The sequence below is a fragment of the Sphingomonas sp. Leaf10 genome, from assembly GCF_001421245.1.
Classification (GTDB): domain Bacteria; phylum Pseudomonadota; class Alphaproteobacteria; order Sphingomonadales; family Sphingomonadaceae; genus Sphingomonas.
Genome location: NZ_LMKE01000001.1, coordinates 892,589 through 895,978 on the forward strand (window position 1 = coordinate 892,589; position 3,390 = coordinate 895,978).

The window sequence follows — 3,390 nt, forward strand, 5'->3', positions numbered from 1 at the left end:
CCCGTGCGGATGTCGACCAGCATCGCGTCGTTGTAATAACGGACCCAGCGATACGGTCCCCACGCTTCGGGCAGTCGATAGTAGAACGGGTCGTTGATCCAGTAATTCGATCCGAACAGGAACGAATTGAGCCGGACGCCGACGCCGAAGCGGCGATAGCCATAGCCCCAGCCCTGCGGTGCATAATAGCGCGGCAGGCGGTAGAGACTGCGGTTGCGTTCGCGATAGCGGTTCCAGTCGTACCGGTTGTCGCCCCGCCAGCCGCGATCCCATTGGCCGTTATTGCCCCAGCGGTCGCGTTCCCAATTGCCGCGGTCCCAGCCGTTGCGGTTCCAGTCGCGGTCGCGCTGTGCCGAGCCATTGCCGTCCCACTGGTCGCGCCGAAGCTGTTCGCGCCGCCACTGTTCGCGGCGATCACGTTCCTGAACACCACGACCGTCGCGACGCGGCCAGTCGCGGCGTAGCGCCTCGCGGTCGATTTGGCCCTGCGCATCACGCGGTGGGTCGCGGCGTTCGAAGCGGTCGGGGACATCGGGCTGGGGCGGGCGCTGCCAGCCGCGATCGGGTTCCCCCGGCTGCGGGCCGCGCTGCCAACCGCGATCCTCGCGCTGTTCACGTTGCTCGCGCTGGCCCCGCTGCCATTCGCGGCGGATCGCGTCGCGATCGATCTGCCCCTGTCCGTCGCGCGGCGGATCGCGCCGTTCGAAGCCGGGACCGCGATCGGGCCGGTCGCCGCGCGGTTCGAAGCGGGGCGACTCGCGGGGCTGTTCGGGGCGCGGCGTCGGTGCCTCGACGCGGATGTCGTTGCGGAACTCGGCGCGGGCGGCGGGCATCTCACCGCCCGGTCCGCGCTCGATCCGCTCGCGCATTCGCGGCCCCCGCCCCTCACGCTCGGGCTGCGCCATCGCCGCGCTCGGGACCAGTGCGGTCACGCTCAGCAACGCCAGCAGGAAACGATTCTTCATCTCGGCTTCCCTCCACCGCCGGATGTCGCCGGCTTCGATGGTGCCGGTGTACTTGGCATGCGATCAACCGTGGCTGAATGGCGATGACAGCCGATTGAAAGAATAAGCGCCTATGGTTTGGGCGGGGTCAGCGCCGGTGTCTCGCGCGCCGCCTCCGCCGGATCGATGCCGGGGCGCGGCGGCGGTGCCAGCGTCGCATCGCCGCGCGCAGCGGCGGCGGCCTGTCGCACCGCATCGACCAGCCGGGGATAGATGCCGCAGCGACACAAATTGGTCAGCGCCGCCGCGATCGTCGCCTCGTCCGGGTCACGGTTCGCGCGCAGCAGCGCGGCGGCCGCCATGACGAAGCCGGGGATGCAATAGCCGCACTGCACGACCTGCGCGGCGAGGAACGCGGCCTGAACCGGGTGGCTGCGGTCGCGGGCCAGCCCTTCGATCGTGGTGACGAACGTGCCCTCTATACTGCCGATGGTGACCTGACACGACTTTACCGCGCGCCCGTCGATATCGACAGTGCAAGCCCCGCAATGGCCGGTGCCGCAACCATATTTTGTGCCAGTCAGGTTCGACACGTCGCGCAGCGCCCAGAGCAGCGGCGTTTCGGGATCGAGCCGATATTCCTGCGGCAGGTTGTTGACGGTGAACCGGGTCATGGCGATGGCCTTGTAGGGAGGTTCGCCGGCGTCCGCCAACCCCGTACGGCCGAACCGGGTGGATTGGACGACGCAAGAATGTTGCGCTCGACCGCGTCCTGCTGGCACAAGGGCCGAAACGCCCATCATGGGGCAAGGGAGAGACGATGCTCGAAGCACTCGAAGCGTTGGAACATCGGCGCGCGGCGGCGCGGGCGGGCGGCGGCGAGAAGCGCGTCGCCGCGCAACATGCCAAGGGCAAGCTGACCGCGCGCGAACGATTGGACGTCTTCCTCGACGAAGGGTCGTTCGAGGAACTCGACATGTATGTCGAACATAACTGCGTCGATTTCGGGATGCCGGCACAGGTCGTGCCGGGTGACGGGGTGGTGACCGGGTCGGGCACGGTCAACGGTCGGCTGGTCTATGTGTTCAGCCAGGACTTCACGGTGTTCGGCGGGTCGCTGTCGGAACGCCATGCGCAGAAGATCTGCAAGATCATGGACATGGCGATGAAGGTCGGCGCGCCGGTCATCGGGCTGAACGACTCGGGCGGCGCCCGCATCCAGGAGGGCGTCGCGTCGCTGGGCGGCTATGCCGAGGTTTTCCAGCGTAACGTGCTGGCGTCCGGCGTGGTGCCGCAGCTGTCGCTTATTATGGGGCCGTGCGCGGGCGGCGCGGTCTATTCGCCGGCAATGACCGACTTCATCTTCATGGTGAAGGATTCGAGCTACATGTTCGTGACCGGGCCGGACGTGGTCAAGACGGTCACCAACGAGGTTGTCAGCCAAGAGGAACTGGGCGGTGCGGTGACGCATACAACCAAGTCGTCGGTCGCCGATTGCGCATTCGAGAACGATATCGAGGCGCTGCTGGCGGCGCGCGACTTCGTCGACTTCCTGCCCGCCAACAACCGCAGCGGCGTGCCGGGGCGGCCGAGCGACGATCCGTGGGACCGTATCGAGGAAAGCCTCGACACGCTGATCCCGCCGAGCGCGAACCAGCCCTATGACATGCACGAGTTGATCGTGCGGACGGTCGACGACGGCGAGTTTTTCGAACTGCAGCCGGGCCATGCCGCGAACATCCTGATCGGTTTCGGCCGGATCGAGGGGCGGACCGTCGGCATCGTCGCCAACCAGCCGATGGTGTTGGCCGGGTGTCTCGACATCAATTCGTCGAAGAAGGCAGCGCGGTTCGTGCGCTTCTGCGATGCGTTCGACATCCCGATCGTGACCTTCGTCGACGTGCCGGGGTTCCTGCCCGGCGTCGGTCAGGAGCATTCGGGGATCATCAAGCATGGCGCGAAGCTGCTGTTCGCCTATGCCGAGGCGACGGTGCCCAAGATCACGGTCATCACCCGGAAAGCCTATGGCGGGGCGTATGACGTGATGGCGTCGAAGCATCTGCGCGGCGACCTGAACTATGCGTGGCCGACCGCGGAAATTGCGGTGATGGGGGCCAAGGGTGCGGTCGAAATCATTTTTCGGTCAAAGGACCCGGACGAGGTCGCGGCGCGGACGGCGGAATATGAGGCGCGCTTCGCCAATCCGTTCGTGGCGGCGAGTAAGGGATTCATCGACGAGGTGATCCTGCCGCATTCCACCCGGCGGCGGGTGGCGTTGGGGTTGCGCAAGCTGCGGAACAAGAAGCTGGAAAACCCGTGGAAGAAGCATGACAATATTCCGCTGTGATATCCTCCTCGTCACGGGGAGGGGGACCATCCGCAGGATGGTGGAGGGGGGGTTCCTGTTCCACCACGGTTGCATTGCGAGGCACTCCCCCCCCCCCCC

3 protein-coding genes are annotated in these 3,390 nt (G+C 66.5%); 1 reads left to right on the top strand and 2 read right to left on the bottom strand.

Annotated features, from left to right (window positions below):
- Window positions 1-965: RcnB family protein (locus ASE59_RS04155; RefSeq protein WP_056452264.1), on the bottom strand; the 965-nt coding region annotated here is incomplete at its 3' end.
- Window positions 966-1,075: 110 nt separating this feature from the next.
- Window positions 1,076-1,618 carry a (2Fe-2S)-binding protein gene (locus ASE59_RS04160; protein WP_056452863.1) on the bottom strand — a complete coding sequence of 181 codons (543 nt, stop codon included), beginning with the start codon at window positions 1,616-1,618 and terminating at the stop codon, window positions 1,076-1,078.
- Between the two features lie 146 nt (window positions 1,619-1,764).
- On the opposite strand from ASE59_RS04160, the gene ASE59_RS04165 reads away from it, so the two are divergent.
- Complete coding sequence (locus ASE59_RS04165) at window positions 1,765-3,291, top strand: acyl-CoA carboxylase subunit beta (RefSeq protein ID WP_056452267.1); 1,527 nt, start codon at window positions 1,765-1,767, stop codon at window positions 3,289-3,291.
- Window positions 3,292-3,390: the final 99 nt, after the last annotated feature.

What these genes read in the sequence shown, in the direction of transcription:
- ASE59_RS04160 (WP_056452863.1), bottom strand. Translation starts at nt 1,618, where the DNA reads ATGACCCGGTTCACCGTCAACAACCTGCCGCAGGAATATCGGCTCGAT.
- ASE59_RS04165 (WP_056452267.1), top strand. Translation starts at nt 1,765, where the DNA reads ATGCTCGAAGCACTCGAAGCGTTGGAACATCGGCGCGCGGCGGCGCGG.